13 protein-coding genes are annotated in these 14925 nt (G+C 73.1%); 6 read left to right on the forward strand and 7 right to left on the reverse strand.

The window, feature by feature from the left end; all coding sequences use genetic code 11:
- The first annotated feature begins 288 nt into the window (after nt 1-288).
- Together FHU36_RS37610 and FHU36_RS37615 are read left to right on the forward strand one after the other, a co-directional pair.
- On the forward strand, nt 289-1839 hold the full coding sequence (locus FHU36_RS37610; protein WP_185088794.1) for an SMI1/KNR4 family protein: 1551 nt from the start codon (nt 289-291) through the stop codon (nt 1837-1839).
- Between the two features lie 30 nt (nt 1840-1869).
- The gene (locus tag FHU36_RS37615) at nt 1870-2064 is read left to right on the forward strand and encodes a hypothetical protein (protein ID WP_185088795.1); all 195 of its coding nucleotides are present in this window, start codon (nt 1870-1872) and stop codon (nt 2062-2064) included.
- 28 nt (nt 2065-2092) lie between these two features.
- On the opposite strand, the gene FHU36_RS37620 is transcribed toward FHU36_RS37615, so the two are convergent.
- A complete protein-coding gene (locus FHU36_RS37620) occupies nt 2093-2536 on the reverse strand; it encodes an SRPBCC family protein (protein ID WP_312892103.1) in 444 nt (147 codons plus the stop codon).
- A 287-nt stretch (nt 2537-2823) separates the two neighbouring features.
- On the opposite strand from FHU36_RS37620, the gene FHU36_RS37625 reads away from it, so the two are divergent.
- Nucleotides 2824-3681 (forward strand): DUF1838 family protein, encoded by an 858-nt coding sequence (locus FHU36_RS37625; protein ID WP_312892104.1) that lies wholly within the window; start codon nt 2824-2826, stop codon nt 3679-3681.
- A 66-nt stretch (nt 3682-3747) separates the two neighbouring features.
- Here the strand turns inward: FHU36_RS37625 and FHU36_RS37630 are convergent, their stop codons facing one another.
- From FHU36_RS37630 to FHU36_RS37640, 3 genes are all read right to left on the reverse strand, one after another.
- Nucleotides 3748-4302, reverse strand: a complete 555-nt coding sequence (locus tag FHU36_RS37630) for a YceI family protein (RefSeq protein ID WP_185088797.1) — start codon at nt 4300-4302, stop codon at nt 3748-3750.
- Between the two features lie 52 nt (nt 4303-4354).
- Nucleotides 4355-5656 carry a hypothetical protein gene (locus FHU36_RS37635; protein WP_185088798.1) on the reverse strand — a complete coding sequence of 434 codons (1302 nt, stop codon included), beginning with the start codon at nt 5654-5656 and terminating at the stop codon, nt 4355-4357.
- 199 nt (nt 5657-5855) lie between these two features.
- Nucleotides 5856-6491: a TetR/AcrR family transcriptional regulator gene (locus tag FHU36_RS37640; RefSeq protein WP_185088799.1), complete on the reverse strand. Its 636-nt coding sequence runs from the start codon at nt 6489-6491 to the stop codon at nt 5856-5858.
- 56 nt (nt 6492-6547) lie between these two features.
- On the opposite strand from FHU36_RS37640, the gene FHU36_RS37645 reads away from it, so the two are divergent.
- The 3 genes from FHU36_RS37645 (at nt 6548) to FHU36_RS37655 (ending at nt 9624) form a co-directional block, all read left to right on the forward strand.
- Nucleotides 6548-7213, forward strand: coding sequence for a lipase family alpha/beta hydrolase (locus FHU36_RS37645; protein ID WP_185088800.1), 666 nt, complete (start codon nt 6548-6550; stop codon nt 7211-7213).
- Nucleotides 7214-7424: 211 nt separating this feature from the next.
- Nucleotides 7425-8144, forward strand: coding sequence for a polyprenyl diphosphate synthase (gene uppS / locus FHU36_RS37650; protein ID WP_312892105.1), 720 nt, complete (start codon nt 7425-7427; stop codon nt 8142-8144).
- 1 nt (nt 8145) lies between these two features.
- Nucleotides 8146-9624 carry an oxygenase MpaB family protein gene (locus tag FHU36_RS37655; RefSeq protein WP_246503065.1) on the forward strand — a complete coding sequence of 493 codons (1479 nt, stop codon included), beginning with the start codon at nt 8146-8148 and terminating at the stop codon, nt 9622-9624.
- 15 nt (nt 9625-9639) lie between these two features.
- Here the strand turns inward: FHU36_RS37655 and FHU36_RS37660 are convergent, their stop codons facing one another.
- Genes FHU36_RS37660 through FHU36_RS37670 form a run of 3 tightly spaced genes read right to left on the reverse strand, consistent with a single transcriptional unit; the run spans nt 9640 to nt 14917 of the window.
- Entirely contained in the window at nt 9640-11403 is a 1764-nt protein-coding gene (locus FHU36_RS37660) for a glycosyltransferase family 2 protein (protein ID WP_185088801.1), read from the reverse strand.
- Nucleotides 11400-13403, reverse strand: coding sequence for a glycosyltransferase (locus tag FHU36_RS37665; RefSeq protein WP_185088802.1), 2004 nt, complete (start codon nt 13401-13403; stop codon nt 11400-11402). Before FHU36_RS37665 ends, FHU36_RS37660 begins: the two co-directional genes overlap by 4 nt.
- Nucleotides 13400-14917: a glycosyltransferase family 2 protein gene (locus FHU36_RS37670; RefSeq protein ID WP_185088803.1), complete on the reverse strand. Its 1518-nt coding sequence runs from the start codon at nt 14915-14917 to the stop codon at nt 13400-13402. Before FHU36_RS37670 ends, FHU36_RS37665 begins: the two co-directional genes overlap by 4 nt.
- Nucleotides 14918-14925 lie beyond the last annotated feature (8 nt).

The following is a 14925-nucleotide window of genomic DNA, read 5'->3' on the forward strand; positions in this document are numbered from 1 at the left end:
TTCGTGGCGGCTCCGGCATCCATCGAGCCGGCTCCAGGCCACGGCCACCGCTGAAGCTCACGCGGACCTCTCCGTCGTTGGGATCTTCGTGACTGCCGGGAGCGGGTAGGGCTTGGTCCGAACTCGGCCGCAACCCCACCTTGGTCGAGCAGGGGCCACCGCAGCCGCGACCGCCCGTGACTCCGGTCGTCGCCTGGGCCGGGGCGGTGGCCCGGAGCAGCCCGGCGCCGATCTCGCCGACACCGGCGGCAGGCCGATCGTCGGTGGGAGGGTGTAGTACTGGCCCACATGGATGATCAACGCGAACGTGCCATGGCCGACGTCATACGCGGCATGGCCGCGCAGATCGCGGAAGGCGCTCCCCAGGGCTGGAAGCGGGGATGGGTGCACGCCTACCGCGGCCCGTCCTCCTCGGGACACCGCGGCGCGGGATACGAGATGTCCGACGGCAGCATGGGCGACCTGCCCGCCGCCCTCGGCGGGCTGAACAGGCTCTACAAGCTCAGTGGCGCCTCGCCGGCGGATCTGACGGTCGATCTGGCCGTCGACTCCTCGGGCCGGTTCGAGGCGGTGACCAGTCGGGCGATCACCCGGGACCATTCGGGTCTGTTCCTGTACGTCCTGCGCCCGGACGTGCTGCCCCGCGAGCCCGGCGCCGACCAGGACCCACCGTCGAACCCGGCGCCGGCGGGCGACCCGGATGAGGCCGTGCGGCTGTTCCGGGAGTACGTGAGACGGCGTGCCGAGATCATCGGGGAGGAGTTCCTGCCCGAGCCGCTGGACCCGGCCGAGCGGGCCGCGCTGCTGGACGCCTTCCCCGGCGACCTGCCCCCCGACCTGGTGGCCCTGTACGGCGAGGCCGACGGCGACGACGAGACCGGGCTCTTCCACAACCACCTGTGGTTCCCCCTGGAGTCCACGACGACCTACGTCCACCACCGGCCCGAACGGAGATGGACCGGCGACCCGCTCTGGTCGATGACCGGCGACGCGGAGCCGTTCGGCACCATCCGGCGACAGCTCAGCAGCCCGCGCTGGATCCCGTTCGCGACCAGCACCGGCGGCGACTACCTGGCGGTCGACATGGACCCGGGACCCGCGGGCCGCCCGGGCCAGGTCATCCGCGTCGGGATCCACTACGACGGCGAGCCCGTCTATGTCGCCGACTCCGTCACGACCATGCTGCGCCGGCTCGTGGAGGCACTCGACCGGGGCGACTACGAAGACCGCGAGGGCTACCTCGATGTGTACGCCAGGCTCCCGAGCTACCTGGACGACGACCGCACCTACTGGCGCGGCGCGCCCCCGATCCCGAAGAAGACGCGCAGGATCCAGTCCCTCGTCGTCGACAAGGTCAGGGACCTCGATCTGGAGTCGGTCCGCGGCGCGCCGCACCTGCGCATGGTGGCGTTGTTCGGCGAGGGGCCCGTCGATCTGGAGCCCCTGCGCGACGTCCCGCTCGAGGCGTTGCGGCTGGAGCTGGACGCGGCCGATCTGAGCCCGCTGGCCGGACACCCGACCTTGCGCGCGGTGACCCTCGGCACGCGGGACCCCGTCGATCTCGGCGTGCTGCGGACGTTCCCGCGTCTGGAAGGACTCGAACTGGCGGAGGGCGCCGCCCGGGACCTCGCCGTGATCGGCGAGCTGGACGGGCTGCTCTCACTCACGCTCTCGCCCGAGCAGTGGCGGCGGCTCGGCGAGCCGCCGCCACTGGCCGCGGCCGGGCTGAACGGCGACCCCACGCCGGGTCAGGTGAGCGAGTGGGCCGCACTGTTCGAAGCCGGCGAGGAGCTCGGGGGTTGCGCGTACTTCACGGGGCTGCTCGACGGCTCTGCCTGACCGCATGCAGCTGGGGTCAGGGTCGCGATCATGTGGATCGACCAGGTGACCGAGATGTTGACCGACGCGGCGGAGATCGCGATCCTTCCCCGTTTCCGGGCGCTGGCCGACGGAGAGGTGGCCGAGAAGTCGCCCGGCGAGGTGGCCACCGTGGCCGACCGTGAGGCCGAGGAGCTGATCAGCCCCACGTGCTGGAACACGGCGCGGTCGCTGCTGCTGGGCTGATCGCCTCCCATGCCGGCCGGCGGTGCCCTCAGAGATGGCGGGACAACCGTTCCGCGAGGATCCGGGCGCGGGCGAGCTGGACCTTGCGCGCCTGGCCCGCCGCGAACCCGGCCAGGAGCCACGGGGCCGTCAGGTCGAGCCGGTCGCTCACCCGGGTGCCGGCGCCGTCCGGCGCGACATCGAAGCGGTAGGCCATGCGAACGCGTCCCGGGCTGCGCACCTCGCCGTACACGGACCGGCCGTCGGTGTGGAGTACCACGTCGATCGGGTTGTCGTAGGTGAGGAACCGGAGGAATCGGAAGCGCTCGACGGCCGTGTACCGGATCACCCCAGGCTCGGAGCGGTCCACATCACGGACGGCGACCACGAGCGGGGACAGGCCGATGTAGCTCTCCGGAGTCGTGAGGTGCTCGAACACCTTCTCCGGTGCGACGTCCACGTGGAACTCGTGGGTCAGCACGCTGTTCGACACCCGGCCTCCCATGCCTGCGCGTTCTGTCGCGGAATTGTGGCAAGATCCCGCGCCGCCGGGAAGCGCGGAATTATCACGAATGGACCGGTTGAGGTGGGGGTGCACCAACTGGCATGATCTCGCTGGCTATGTCACCCTCTGCAGCGCCGGGAGCACTCTTGTTCAAGCGTCGTGGTTTGATCCTGTCCGCAGCCCTCACCATGCTGTTGGTGTGCGTCGCCGTTCCCGGTGCGGCGGCAGGCGATGAGTTGGATGATCCGACAAATCCGGGTCCGGTTTACAAGACGGTGACGGACAAGAGCGCGCTGCTGTCCTTGCAGACCAACGGGCGCCCGGACGGGCGGGACATGGTCTTCCGGATCTCGGGCTCCGTCTACGCCAACATCGAGGGCAACGCCCACGACCCGGCGCTGCGCCACGGCCAGAAACTGTTCAACATCGAGGGTTACAACATCCGGCGGCTGTACCGGGTGCCCGGCACCACGCAGCTCTACCAGCTCTCCCGTGAGATCGTCTTCTACACCGACCCCGCCGATCCGACGAAGGTCCTGCGGGAGTGGAAGAACCCGATCGACCTCAAGACCTACCCCGTCGTCCCCATCAACAACGACGCGGTGAACTTCGGCCCGTTCAACGTCACCTCCTCCTACGTCGGCCCGCCCCTGCGGCAGATGCACGACGAGACCGAGTGGACCAGCGACATCCCGGTGCGCGCGGACCTCAAGACCGCGCTGGGCGAGTCGTTCGGCCTGGTGAACGGGGTCTACGCGGCCCAGGAGATGTTCGACTTCTACGTCGACGACCGGGAGGTCGCCACCCGCACGGTCGCGGGCACCGTGCCCAAGGGGGCGATGAACACCAAGATCAGCTGGGCCAGGACGAGCCCATGGGCGCCGTTCCTGTGCCTGCCGGAGACCGATGTCCGCGGCCAGCTCACCTACCACGCCCGCAGTTGGTCGCTGCAGTCCTACGACGACATCGAGCCGTGGCTGCGCGCCGAGGTCGAGGCCGCCTACCCGCTCTTCAGGGCCGCCCCCACCGCGCCCGGCCCGAGCGAGAACTCCTGGACGTCCTTCTACAACAAGCAACTGGGCAAGGGAGCCACCACCTGGGCCGGCTGGTGCGCCGCCAACGGAAAGGGCTGACGCCGGCCCGCACACGACGATCCCAGCCGCCGGGCCCTCGGAGGCTTCGGGCGGCTGGGATCCTCCCTACTGCTTGGGTACGAGGCCGAGGTCGAACCGTATCTCGACCTCGTCGCCGACCTTGAGCGCGCCGAAGAACGCCGAGTAGGGCCGGATCCCCCATCGGGACTGCACGATGACCGCCGAGCCGTTCGCGCGTCCCCCGGCCAAAGTGCCCTGTATCGCGACGGGCAGTGTGGCGCCGACCATGGTGAGGTCGCCCTCGACCTGGAACGACTCCGCCGTGCCCCCGACCCGTGACGACCGGAACGTGATCATCGGATGGCGTCCGCTGTGCAGGATCTTCTCCCGGATGATCTTCTCGATCTCCTCGCGATCGGCGGCCGTGAGCGGTTTGACGCCGCCGGTCCCCTTCTGAACCTCGAACGACCCGGTGTCCGCCTCAACCGTCACCGAGGAGCCGGCCGGGTCGGCGGGGTCGATCGTGGCGTCGCCGTGCCAGCGGGTGACCGCGATGGTGAGATCGTGGCCGGCCTTCGCGCCGAACCCGGCACGCGTCGTATGGACCAGGAGCCGGCCGGACTCGGGTCCCAACGTGTAGCTACCAGCGGTGATGCCCACCTGACCAGGTTAGCTCCGTACGGGGGAAGGGCGGGGCCCGCGCTCGGAGCGTCTACGCGGGCGACGGGATGTCGGCGATCCTGACGGAGAAGACGACCCGCTCCTCCTCGCCCTCGGTGAGGCCCCACAACTCGCCGGTCCCGTACCAGAGGGACAGGTCCTCCGGCCGGTGGGCCCAGCGCGTGTGGGCGTCGATCGTCCAGGTGGAGGCGGCGCCGCTGACGTTCACGGTGGCGAACCGCCTGCCGGGGTCCGGGCCGGGGTGGGAACCGGCCGACATGTTGAGGTACAGGCGGTCGCCGTCGGCCTGGACGCCCTGCACGTCGCTGATGGCGTCGGCCGGGTCGGCCGGAACGGTGGACACCCACGCCTGAGCGGGGGCGGTGACGAGCCGGTAGTCACCGTCGGGGGGCGGCTGGAAGCGGTAGCGGACCAGCTTGGTGCCGGCCAGGGAGGCGGAGGTGCCGCTGGAGCGCTTGTACGTGCCCGCGATCAGGGTCGCGCCGCCGGAGCTGCGGCGGTCCAGGGAGACGTAGTCGAAGAGGATCGGGGTGATGTAGTGGCGTATTTCCGGAATGACGTACTTGTAGTCACCGCCGCTTCCGTCCTTCTTGCGATAGATCTTGCGGGTGTCGAACACCCGGATGGTGTGCCGCGTCGAGTCGGGGCCCGAGTAGCCGTTCCAGTTGGAGCTGGAGGTCATGAACAGGTAGGGGCCGTACCACGCCAGACCGCCGCCGTGTCCGTAGACGCGCCTCAGCATTCCCCGCCCGTCCACCCATACGGGCAGGACGTTGCGGTAGCGGCGCTCGTCCAGGTCGACGACCGACAGGATGACGGAGTTGGTGCGGTAGTCGGGCGCGTCGGGGTCGGGTGAGTTCAGCCACGCCCAGCTCGTGATGAGCGCCCTGTGGTCGCTCCCGATCGGGGTGCCGTCGAGCTGGGCCTCGCCGGAGGTGGCCAGCCCCTGCGGCACCCAGGGGGAGTGGGGGAGGTCCTGCTTGTCGCCCTGGGCGCCGGGGTTCCAGCAGAACCACGTACGGACCTGCAGCAGCGGCAGATAGGACGCCCGGGCCGCGCAGCCCGCGTCCTCGCTCCCCGGTAGGGCGGTACGGTCGGTTCCGGTGAGCGCCCCGGCGATCCCCACCCGCTCGTACTCGGCTGAGGGCGGCACCGTATAGGGGTCGGAGCCGGCGGTCAGGTTGAGACCCGTCAGGCTCAACGCCTTGAGCGGCGCCACATCGGCCGTCCTCGCCGCCGCGCTGGCCGGAGACATCACGGGTGAGACCAGGGCCGCCACGGCCACCGTTCTCGCGAACCAGGTCAGAGCAGTCGCCGCCCAGTGCTTGGCCACGCAAGTCCCCTCTGTGGAGAAAACGCTTCCGGCAACACTTACGTGGATCTTGACTCGGCGGCCCGCCCCGCCGCAACACTCGCTTCCGCCGACCTGATCCGCCCTCGGCCCGTGCGAGTTCGGACTCCCCGGGCGCCGGCCCTCGGACGGCTGCTCGCGGGGACGCTCGTGCCGGGGCGCCATCGCCCTGTTGAGCCGGTCAGGAGCCGGTGAGGTCGCGTTCCAGGGTGCGGGCGTACGACTCGACGGCGGCGACGATGTCCACCGCCTCCGGGTCCAGCAGCCACTGCGTCTGCAGCCCGTCGAGCGTGGCGATGATCTCGGCCGCCTTGGCCTCCGGGTCCAGCCCGGCCCGCGTGAGCCCCGTCCGCTGGGCCGCGCGGACGGTGTCGGCGACGATGGCGCGCATCGCGCGGTAGCGGGCGACGAAGTGGTCGTGCCCCGGGGCGTCCGGCTCCAGACTCTCCGCCACCAGCACCGTGAACAGCTTGGCCAGCCCCGCCCGGTACTTGTTGCGGCGGGCGAACTCCGGCAGTGCCCGCAGCCGGTCGGCCGGCTCCATGCCGAGCAGCTCCATGGCGAACGCCTCGCTGTCGAGGTCACGCCGCTCTATCACCGCCAGCAGGAGCCCCGCCTTGTTGCCGAAGTGGTGCAGCAGGCCGGGCTCGGTGATCCCGGCCCGGGCGGCCACGTCGGCCAGCGAGGTGCCCCGGTAGCCGCGCTCGGCGAACAACTCGGCGGCGATCAGGATGATCTCCTCGCGGCGAAGGCGGGCCCGTTCGCGGCGGCTCGTCGCGGGCCCGTCCCCGTGGAGGGGTTGATCAGCGCGGCTCATGGTGCTAAACCTAGCGCAACTCACCTACCGAGCACTAAGTAAGTGAAGGGGCGACCATGGGACGTCTGCTGGCAGGAGCGGGGGCCGTCGTCTTAGCGGCGGCCCTGAGCACGAGTTCGGGAGTGGCCTGGGCGCGACAGTCCCAGGGCGAGCCGGTCATCCTCGTCCACGGCTGGAACGGCACCCCCGATTCCTTCGCCCCCATGAAGGCGGCCCTGCAGCAGGCCGGGCATCCCGCGTACGCGATCGACCTGCCCGGAGAGGAGAACATCGCCAACGCGAACGCCATCGCCGCCCTGGTCGAGCAGGTACGCCAGACGCACGGCGCCGACAAGGTGAGCCTGGTCGGTCACAGCATGGGCGGCCTGTCGGCCCGGTACTACCTGAAGTCCCTCGGCGGCACCACCAAGACCCTGAGCTACGTCTCCATGGGCACCGGCCAGCGTGGCTACTGGCCCGCGTGCCTGCTCCCGGCCGCGCAGGGCGGCCAGATGTGCCCCACGAGCACGTTCATGACGCAGCTCAACAGCGGCGACCCGACGCCCGGCGCGGTCCGCTACACCGTGCTGGCCAGTTCGCTCGACGAGACCCGCAACGACACCATCGACGGTGTGGCGTGCAGGGCCGAGCTGCCGGGCGTGCCGCACGCGGAGGAGCCGGGGAACGCGGCGTTCGTCGACGCGGTCCTGACCGCGCTCGGCGGCGGCTGCCCGGCGGCGTGAACGCGCCACCGCATCCTCCGCGACGCCCTCACGGGCACGGGGCTGGTGTACTGCCCGACCGGGTGGTGGCACTAGTCGTACGGTGACCGGTGCTGGGCCTTCGTCACCGGGCCTCCTTTCCGATTCCCGCTCGACTACCAAGAGTCGTTCATCACTCACCCACGGTGAGCTATAGTCGCTCCGGAGGCGGGGGAGCGGAGGCCATGCGGTGGTGTCGGGTCTGCCAGGCCACGTGGCGTGCGTCATGGACGGCAACGGGCGGTGGGCCGAGCGGCGCTCACTGCCCCGGACGGCCGGGCACCGGGCCGCCGAGGCCGCGGTGATCGACGTGATCGAGACGGCCTACGCGGCCGGCATCCCGTGGCTGAGCCTGTTCGCCTTCTCCACCGAAAACTGGCGGCGGCCCGGCGGCGAGGTCGGCTTCCTGATGCGGCTGGTGCAGCGGGCCGTCCGCAAGCACGCCATGACGCTGCACGCGCGCGGCATCCGGTGCCGCTTCCTCGGCGACTCCGACGCCAGGATCCCCGCGTCCCTGGCCGGCGACATCACCGACCTCATGACGCTGACCCGCGCCAACACGCGGATGACGCTGACCGTGGCGTTCGACCACGGCGGGCGCCGCGACATCGTGAGCGCCGCCCGGTCCCTCATCCGCGACCGGGTGCCGGCCGAGCAGGTCACCGAGGAGAGCTTCGCCCGCCACCTGCCCCACCCCGACACCCCCGACGTGGACCTGGTCATCCGCACCTCCGGGGAGCAGCGCATCTCCAACTTCATGCTGTGGCAGGTGGCCTACGCCGAGTGGATGTTCCCCCGGGTGCTGTGGCCGGACTTCCGCGCGGCGCACCTGTGGGAATGCCTGGACGCCTACCGGCGGCGCGAGCGCCGGTTCGGCGACGTCCAGGTGCCGACCATGACGCGAGAGGGCTGAGATGGCCGAGACGACGAACGCTCCGACCGACCCCGTGACCGACCCGATGGCCGACACCGGGGCCGATCCGGCGACCGGCTCCGCGCCCACGCCGGGGCCCGGCCCGTTGCTGCGGCACTACGCGAACCAGGCGCGGTGGGGGCTGGCGGCGACCCGGGCCAGCGTCCTGGAGGCCGCCCACCCGCAGATCGGCGCGGCCCTCGCCGCCAACTCGACGTTCGTCGCCCGCCCCTGGCGGCGGCTGCGCAACACCCTGGTCAGCATGCGCCGGCTGGTCGACGACGACGACCAGGTGCGCCTGCGCGAGGCGGCCCGGCTCAACAGGCTGCACGGGCGCATCGCCGGTACCGACGCCCAGGGCCGGCCCTACGACGCGATGGACCCCGAGGCCCGCGCCTGGGTGATGGCGACCCTGTTCGAGTCGACGGTCACGATGTGCCGGCTCGGTGGCAGGCCCCTCGACAAGCCCACGCAGGAGCGCCTGTACGAGGAGTTCCGGGAGATGCTCGTCCTCATGGGCGACGACGGCGCCGCCCTGCCCGCGACGCTCCACGAGTTCTGGCCCTACTACGACGAGACGGTCAGCCTTCGCCTGGAGCTCAACGAGGCGGTCCACGCCGTCCTCTACCGGGTGTTCGCGGAGGTGCCCCCGCCGCCCCTCCTGCGCGACCACCCGGCGGCGTGGGCCGCGATCCGGGCCCTGGCCGGGCCGCTGGCCGGCGCGATCACCGTGGCGTCGCTGCCCGACGGCTTCCGCCGGCAGGCCCACCTCGCCACGCCGCCGGGCGCGCAGGCGCTGATGCACGGCGTCTACCTGACGGCCGGGCTGGCGACCCGCTGGCTGCCGGCGGCCTGGACGCGGGTCTCCACGTTCATGGACGTCCTGGACCTCGACGACGAGCCCGGCTCGCGGCTGCTGGGGGCGCTGCTGCACCAGGCGAGCCGGGTCAGCACCCTGCTGCAGCACGTCCACGCCGAGCCCGAGCAGCCCGTCGCCCCCGCCCGCAGATCCGCCGAGCGGTTCTTCACCGAGGTCCTCGACCAGACCGGCAACGGCCATCTCGAATGGCCCGACCTGGCGGCCATGGCCCGGGAGATCGCGACCCGGCTCGACATGGACGCCCAGGCCGAGGCCCGGCTCTTCACCGCGTACGCCGACTGGTGGCGCGAGCTCCAGACCAGCCTGGACACCGACGGCGACGGGCGGATCACCCGGCACGAGTACGCGACGGCGGCCACCACGCCTGCCGGGCCCGCCCTGATCAAGGTGGCCGACGCGCTGTTCGACGCCACCGACGCCGACGGCGACCAGACGATCAGCACGCCCGAGTACCAAGCGCTGTTCCGGTCCGCGTTCGACCGCGAACTGACCGGCGGCGCCGACCGGCTCTCCCGGGCGGCGTTCGTCAGGGAGTTCCTGACGTTCATGGCGGGCCGCCACCACTCAGGCGCCTACGACAGCCTCCTCACCGAAGGCTGACGACCGAGGGGCGGCTCAGGATGTGCCCGGGCCGTCCTCCTGCCGCCGCCCCGGGCGGGAGGCGCCACGGGGAGCGGGGGGAGAGGCGGTGCGGGAGGCGAGGTCGCGCATGCGGCGGACGGCGCGCGTGATGACCGTGCGGTTCTGGGTACGGGCGAGCCGGACCGCCTCCCGCCGCCACGCCTCGGCCTTCTCCCGCCATCGGGCCGCGTCCCGTTCGCTCTTGCCCGCCTGCCTGCGCACCTCGGCCAGTTCGGCGCGCAGCGCGGCGGCCCGCTCCCGGAGCCGGGCGATCTCCTTCTCACGCTGCGCGGCCAGCCGCTCGGCCTCCGGCACCGGGCGCCTGCGCGGGGGGTAGCCGGCGGGCCTGCGGGTGAAGCCCCACTCGGCGCCGTCCAGCCACTCGACGCCGAACAGCTCGTCCACGACGTCGTCCAGCGGCTCGCCCGGCTCGGCCACCAGGGCGGCACGCGACAGGGCGGAGGCGCGCTCCAGGCGGGCCACGAGCACGCCCCCCTCCGTCTCGTCCAGCGCCAGGCACAGCACCCCGCCGTCGTCCTCCTCCAGGCGCCCGACCAGGCGCTCGACGGTGTCGGCGCGCGGCATCCAGCCGGGCGGCACCGTCAGCCGGAACGGCGCCACGACGCGCTCGGGGCCGGCCGGGGGCGGCGCCGCGGGGTCGGCCAGCCGCACCCGGGCGTCGTGCTCGAACGTGGCGTGCACGAGGCGCAGGTCCAGGTCCGGGTCGCGCAGCGGGGAGCGGCGGCCGGCGCCGAGCGACGCCCACGGGCCCTCGACGGTGACCCGGACGTCCGGGAGGCTCCCGGCCAGCAGACCGTCCACCGTGGCACGGACGTCCTCGTACGCCCCGGCCGGCACCACGGCGTCCACGTACGGCACCAGCCACTGCCGCCCGGCGTCCGTGCGCAGGTAGCGCCGGTACGGCACGCGGTCGGCGACGTACGGGTCGTTGTACCTCTTCAGGGCGGCCATGTCGCGCATCGCCGTGGGCAGGCCGAGATGCCAGGCCCGCGCCTGCGGGTCCGGCACGAACACCACGCCCGCCTGGGTGAGCCGGTAGCCGAGTTCGGTGTCCTCGGCCAGCACCAGCGAGGTGTCCAGCCCGCCGATGGAGCGCAGCAGCGCCGCGGGGTAGGCGGCCGTCGCCCCCACGTGGATCCTGGTGGCCAGCGAGCTCGGCGCGGTGCGCAGCCCGTCGTGGTCCTGGATGATCTTCTCGGCCCAGTCGTGGCGGTGCGGGGAGAGCGGGAAGAGGCCGTCCTCCTCGCCGTCCCGCACGGCCGCGCGCACCCGTTCCGGTGACGGCAGCCGGTCGGCGACGGTGAAGTCGATCCAGCCGAGCGTCACCACGTACGGGGCGAGATGGTGCCAGCGCAACTGCGCCTCGACGTGCCGGCGGTGCGGCACCATGTCGGCGTCCAGCACGAGGACGACCTCACCGGTGGCCGCCTCCAGGCCCGCCTGGAGAGCCCAGGCCCGCCCCCAGCCGCCGGGCGGGCTGGAGATCAGCTTGGTCCCGTCGGGGACGAGCTCCGGCAGCCGCAGCGGGACCGCGCTGCCGTCGTCCACGACGACCACGTCCATCAGCTCGGCCGGGTAGCTCTGGGCCGACAGCGCCGCGAGGGTGAGGTCGAGGGTCTGCTGGCGGTCGTGCGCGGGGATGACGACCGTCACGGTCAGCGTAGGGCTCCAGCCGCCGAGCGGCGGCGGGGTGAGCACGCCGAAGTCCTGCCGCCGGATGCGCGGGATGCGGGTCACGATGTGCTGCTCCGGTCGAGCTCCATCAGGGCGCTGGGCCGGAAGCCGCGCCACTGCTGCCTGTTGCGCTGCAGGAACGTGCCGATCGGCTCCTGCCAGGTGTGATCGGCCGCGGGGCCCCGGCGCAGGATGTAGCCGAGACCGTGGGTGCGGTAGATCTGGCCGCCCGCCGCCTGCAGCGCCTCCTGGAACTGCGTGTCGACCGAGCGGCGCAGCGGCCGGAAGCCGCCCACGGCCTGGAACGCCGAGCGTTCGACGAGGATCGTGCCGCCCGCGACGAAGCTGGTGATCTGCTCGGTGACCTGCCTGCGGTGCACGGTGACGTCGATCGAGGCCAGGTAGACGAACTCCGGCACCGTCCCCACCACCTGCGCCCCCGAGTAGGAGTGGGCCAGCAGCAGGTCCGACAGGAAGTCGGGGCCGTACCAGTCGTCGTCGTCCATCTTCAGCAGGAACGATCCCGACGCCCGGGCGGCGGCGTGGTTCAGCACCGCGCCGAAGATCTCCTCCCGGCCGGCCTCGTACACCGTCAGCGGGCGGTCGAACGCGGCGATCGCCGCCGCCACCTCGGGGTGGTCGCGGGGTACGTCGTGCAGGGCGAGCACCACCTCGAGCCGCGCGTCGCGCTGCCGGGCCACCTGGTCGAGCGCGAACCGCACCATGGCGGGCCGGCGGGTGGCGAGGAGCACGGACGTGAGCGGCGCGGCGGGGGCGGGCGCGCCGAGCTGCTCCCAGCGCGCGGCCACCCCGTGCGTGCGCAGCGCCTCGCGGCGCAGCCGGATGCTGTGCTCCTCTCGCCGCAGGTCGTCGGTGAGGCCGGGACGGCTCGTCAGCAGCGCGATCAGCTCCTCGCCGAGGCCGTGCGCCCAACGGGGCACCGACTCCGCGACGAGCGGCACTCCGGCCGCCGCGAGTCCGGCGAGCACGCGGACGGCGGCGAGCGGCCCGCTGTGCGCGTGCCGCCAGTCCACCTCCACCCCGCGGACCTGCCTGAGCCGCGCCACGTCGGCGTCCGTCACGCCGCCCGACTCGGCGAACGTCGTCACCGGCTTCCCGTCGAGCAGCACCGCCCAGCGTCCGTCGCGCTCCTCCAGGGAGGCCAGGCCGCGCGACGGCGTGGTGACGAAGCCCTGCGGGTTGACCAGCCGCTCGTCCACCGGCGGAATCATCGACGGCTCGCCGAGCACGTCGGGGTCGGCCAGCGGCAGGCCGGCGCCGCCGGGCCGGCCCAGCAGCTCCCAGGTGGCGGCCCGGTGGGCCGGCCGCTCGACGGGCGTCTCGTCGCCCTCCCAGCCCTCCGTGGTCACGAGGGCCTGCGGGTCGCCGGGCGCGTCACCGGCTGCGGGGCCGGGCGCGGGGCCGAGCACGGCCGGGTCGGGGAACGTCCGCAGCACCACGTCACCGCCCGGCGCGCCGACCCGCTCGGGGACCGGGCCCGACACCTCGGCGGGCGTGGCGTTGGGGTCGCCGGGCCGCCAGTCGGCGGCGCCGACGCCGGCGATCGCGGCGGCGGGCGCGGCGATCACGTCGAGCCGGTGGCCGGCGAAGGCGCGGGCGGTCGCGGTCACGGTACGGCCGGCGGGCACCGGCGCCGAGAACGTGGCGTCCACCACCCACACCCGGTCCTTGGGCCGGTGCACCCGCAGGTCCGCCAGCGCCCGCCACCGGTGCGCGGGAGTGGGCGTGGGCACCGGCGCCGGGTGCGCCGCGGGAGTGTCGAGCACGGCCACCACCACGCGCGCCGCATCGGGCAGCAGCTTGTGCAGGGTGGCGGCCCGCCTCAGATCGGCCGGGGTGCGGGCGAGCACCAGCACCTCCCGCACCTGTTCCGTGGCGGGCGGCGGCTCCAGGAGGTCCCGGTCCAGGTCCACCGGCGGGGGCACGGCGGCGCGGTCCGTACGGTCCGGCGCGTCGCGGTCGGGGGCAGGGACGGCGTCGGGGTCGATTCCGGCGAGGTAGACGCGCGCCCGCGGCAGCTCCGCCAGCAGTTCACGGATCAACCCGCACTCCGCAGGTGCCTGATGAGCGAGCTGAACCGGCCGGTCCCGGCGTCGTCCGGTGCCTCGGCCGACAGCCGCGCCACCTCCGCCGAGAGCCGCTCGACCTCGCCGCGCAGTTCCTTGACCTCCGCCAGCCGCTGGGCGGCCAGCGCCCGCCACTTGGCCGCGTCGCCGGCCGGTGACTCCGCCTCGGTAACGGGGACGATCCCGAACTCGGCCCCGCTGACCCACAGCGAGCCGAACATCTCGTCGACCAGGTCGTCGGGGTCGCCGTGGAAGAACGCGGCGCGGGCGAACGCCGCCGTCCGCTCGAACCGGGCCGCCACCACCCCGTCGGGGGTCTCGGCCAGGACGGCGCAGACGAGGCCCAGCCCGTCGGCGTCTGCCAGCCGTACCAGCCGGGACACCGTGTCGGGGCCCGGCGCCCACCCGGCCGGCAGCGTCAGCAGGAACGGCGCCGGGGCGGCCGACAGCGGCTCGGCCGCGGCGAACGCGACGCGCGGCTCGTACCGGTAGAGGTTGCTGAGCAGGCGCAGGTCCAGCAGCGGCTCGTCGAGGCTGGCACGGCGCCCGTCCGTGAGCCGGTCCCAGGGCCCGGCGACGGTGACGGCCGTGTCGGTCACGGTGCCCGCCAGGGCCGCGTCTACGGCGGTGCGCGTCTCCTCGTAGGTGGTGGCCGGCACGACGACCCGCACGTACGGCACCCGCCAGTGGCGGCGCGGGTGGGCGCGCAGCCAGCGCAGATCGGGGATGAGGTCGCCGAGGTAGGACCAGTTGTGCCGGTGGACGTCCTTCTCCCGCCGCATGACCGTGGACGGGCCGACGTGCCAGCCGCGCGCCAGCGGGTCCGGCACGAACACCGCGCCCGCCTGGGCCAGGCGGTAGCCCAGCTCGGTGTCCTCGGCCATGTTCAGGCCCGGGTCCACGCCGCCCGCGGCGGCCAGCAGGTCGGCCCGGACGGAGGAGGAGGCGCCGGTGTGCAACAGGTACGCGTTCGCACCGGCGTCCTTCAGCATGCGGGTGGACTCCAGCGTCCGGTTCGTGTACGCGGACCGGACGCCCTCCTCGCCCGGCGCGTCGACGAACCGGGTGTCGCCGATGACGACGGCGTGGTCGATGAGGTGGTGCCAGCGCATGTGCGCCTCGACGTGGTCCTCGGCGAGGATCATGTCGGCGTCGAGCCAGTGGATCACGTCGCCGGTCGCGGCGAGCCGGCCGGTCTCCCGGGCCGCGCCCCGCCCCCAGCCGTCGCGGACCCGCACGACCCGCGCCCGGAGCGGCCCGGTGCGCAGGTCGGCGGGCAGCTCGATGGGCGGGTCGCTGCCGTCGTCGGCGACGACCACCTCGGTCAGCTCCGCGGGGTAGGTCTGCCGGCCGAGGGCGGTGACCGTCCGCTCCAGCTCGTCACCGCAGCCGCGGGCGGGGATGACGATCGAGACGGTCAGCGCGGGCCGCCACGTCCCGATGGCCGGGGGGTCGAGGACGCCGTAGTCGTTGTGCCTGACCCGTGTCATGCGCCGCC

This window comes from Nonomuraea muscovyensis (assembly GCF_014207745.1).
Classification (GTDB): Bacteria; Actinomycetota; Actinomycetes; order Streptosporangiales; family Streptosporangiaceae; genus Nonomuraea; species Nonomuraea muscovyensis.

Excerpts from the sequence above, each read along its gene's own strand:
- FHU36_RS37610 (WP_185088794.1), top strand. The coding sequence starts at position 289 with ATGGATGATCAACGCGAACGTGCCATGGCCGACGTCATACGCGGCATG.
- FHU36_RS37615 (WP_185088795.1), top strand. The coding sequence starts at position 1,870 with ATGTGGATCGACCAGGTGACCGAGATGTTGACCGACGCGGCGGAGATC.
- FHU36_RS37640 (WP_185088799.1), bottom strand. The coding sequence starts at position 6,491 with ATGAGCCGCGCTGATCAACCCCTCCACGGGGACGGGCCCGCGACGAGC.
- FHU36_RS37645 (WP_185088800.1), top strand. The coding sequence starts at position 6,548 with ATGGGACGTCTGCTGGCAGGAGCGGGGGCCGTCGTCTTAGCGGCGGCC.
- FHU36_RS37655 (WP_246503065.1), top strand. The coding sequence starts at position 8,146 with ATGGCCGAGACGACGAACGCTCCGACCGACCCCGTGACCGACCCGATG.
- FHU36_RS37670 (WP_185088803.1), bottom strand. The coding sequence starts at position 14,917 with ATGACACGGGTCAGGCACAACGACTACGGCGTCCTCGACCCCCCGGCC.